Consider the following 1,906-nt stretch of genomic DNA (forward strand, 5'->3'; position numbering starts at 1 on the left):
CTCCCCGTCGAACCGGTACACCCCCTCCGTCGGCCGGTCGAGACAACCGAGAATGTTCATCAGGGTCGACTTGCCGGACCCCGACGGCCCCATCACGGCGAGGAACTCCCCCTGCCGGATGGAAAGGGAGACGTCCCGGAGGGCCTCCACGCTAATGGGACCCAACCGGTAGGTCTTGGAAAGGCCGGTGACCTCGATCACGGGCGCCGGCTCGGCCATCAGAAGCCCCTCATCCGGGGACTCCCCCCTCCGGTCGACGCCGGTTTCTTGCGGGTCTCCTCGATCACGAGGGGGTCCCCCGCCTTCAGATCCCCCTCCACGAGCTGGGTGGTTTTCCCGTCGCTCACCCCCGTCTTGATCGACGCCTCGCTGATCTTGCCGTCCTTCCCCAGGAGATACACCCGTTGGCCGCCGGCCCCTTTTCTTCCCTCCGGCTTCTTCTCCTCGGAAGGCCGGTAGCGCAGGGCGGCGTTCGGGATCTTCAGGACGTCCGTCAGGTCCTGCACGTGGATCGAGACGTTGGCGGTCATCCCGGGCTTGAGCAGGAGGTCCCGGTTGTCGACCTGGACCACCACGTTGTAGGTGACCACGTTCTGCGTCACGACGGGGGAGTTCCGCACCTGCACGACCTTGCCGGGGAAGGTCTTTTCGGGGTACGCGTCCACGGTGAACGTCACCTGCTGCTCCGCCCTCACCTTCCCGATGTCCGCCTCGTCGACGTTCGTGTCGATCTGCATTTTCGTCAGGTCCTGCGCGATGGTGAAGAGCGTGGGCGTCTGGAAGCTGGCGGCCACGGTCTGGCCCGCGTCCACGTTGCGGGAGATCACGATCCCGTCGACCGGGGAGTATACGGTGGTGTACCGCAGGTTCGTCTCCGCCGCGGAGAGCCCCCCCCGCGCCTGGGTGACCTGCGCCTCCGCGCTCTTTTTCTGGGCCAGGGCCGTCTCGTAGGCGGTCTGCGCCGAGTCGACGTCGGCCTGGGCGACGAACCCGTCCCGGATCAGCTCCCGGTTGCGCCGGTACGTCCGCTCCGTGTCGATGATGAGGACGTCGGCCCGCTCGAGGGCGGCGCGGGCGTTTTCGAGGTTCCCTTTCGCCTGGAGGAGAGCGGCCTCGAACAGCCGGTGGTCGATCTGCGCGATGACCTGCCCTTTCTTCACCGGGGAGTTGAAATCGACGAAGATCTGCTGCACCGTCCCGGAGACCTGGCTTCCCACCTGCACCGTCGTGACGGCGTTCAGGTTCCCCGTCGCCATGACCGTCTCGGCGATCTCCCCCCGCTCGACCGGGGCGGTCCGGTACGGCGGGGTCTTGCCGTTGCCGCCCGCGCCCAGGTAATAGTACGCGGCGGCGGCGAGCAGGACGACGGCCAGTGCGGCGATCCCCTTTTTCATCGGAGCTCCTTCCACGCCAGATTTTCGATGGCCGGATCCTCGATCCGGATTCCCTGCCGTTCCAGAAGCTCCCCCGTGCCCTTCCAGAGCAGGGTCTGCGCCCCCTGGTAGTCCGCGCGCGCAGCCGTGAGGATTTCCCGGGCGGCCGTGAGATCCGACTCCGCCTGAAGGATGTCCTTGGTCACCGCCAGTCCCACCTTTCCCCGCTTGAGGAAGGAGGCCAGCCGCGCTTCGCCGAGGGCGATTCCTTTCTGCGCGGTCTCGATCTGGCGCACGCTCGTCTCGAGCGCCCGGAGCGCGCTGCGGACATCGAGGCGGATGCTTTCCGTAAGGCTTTGGATCCGGGTTTCCGCCTGGCGCTCCCGCAACAGACCGGCGGCCAGGTCGGCCTTCGCCGCGTGGTTTCCGAGAGGGAAGGAGAAGCCCACCCCGACCGACCAGAACGGGGAATTCCCCGACTTCAGATCGTCGAGGGCGTTCCCGTAATCCGGGGCCAGCCCTTCGAGCCCGGC

3 protein-coding genes are annotated in these 1,906 nt (G+C 67.2%); all 3 read right to left on the minus strand.

All coding sequences use genetic code 11. The features are described from left to right. Positions 1–219 (minus strand): ATP-binding cassette domain-containing protein (locus VJ307_02050; protein HJX72909.1); only part of this gene is annotated, 219 nt, incomplete at its 3' end. Beyond that, positions 219–1,394: an efflux RND transporter periplasmic adaptor subunit gene (locus VJ307_02055; protein HJX72910.1), complete on the minus strand. Its 1,176-nt coding sequence runs from the start codon at positions 1,392–1,394 to the stop codon at positions 219–221. The genes VJ307_02055 and VJ307_02050, both read right to left, overlap by 1 nt. After that, a partial coding sequence (locus tag VJ307_02060) for a TolC family protein (GenBank protein HJX72911.1) occupies positions 1,391–1,906 on the minus strand: 516 nt, incomplete at its 5' end. The genes VJ307_02055 and VJ307_02060, both read right to left, overlap by 4 nt.

It is taken from the genome of Candidatus Deferrimicrobiaceae bacterium (genome assembly GCA_035256765.1).
GTDB lineage: Bacteria > Desulfobacterota > Deferrimicrobia > Deferrimicrobiales > Deferrimicrobiaceae > CSP1-8.

Excerpts from the sequence above, each read along its gene's own strand:
- VJ307_02055 (HJX72910.1), bottom strand. The coding sequence starts at position 1,394 with ATGAAAAAGGGGATCGCCGCACTGGCCGTCGTCCTGCTCGCCGCCGCC.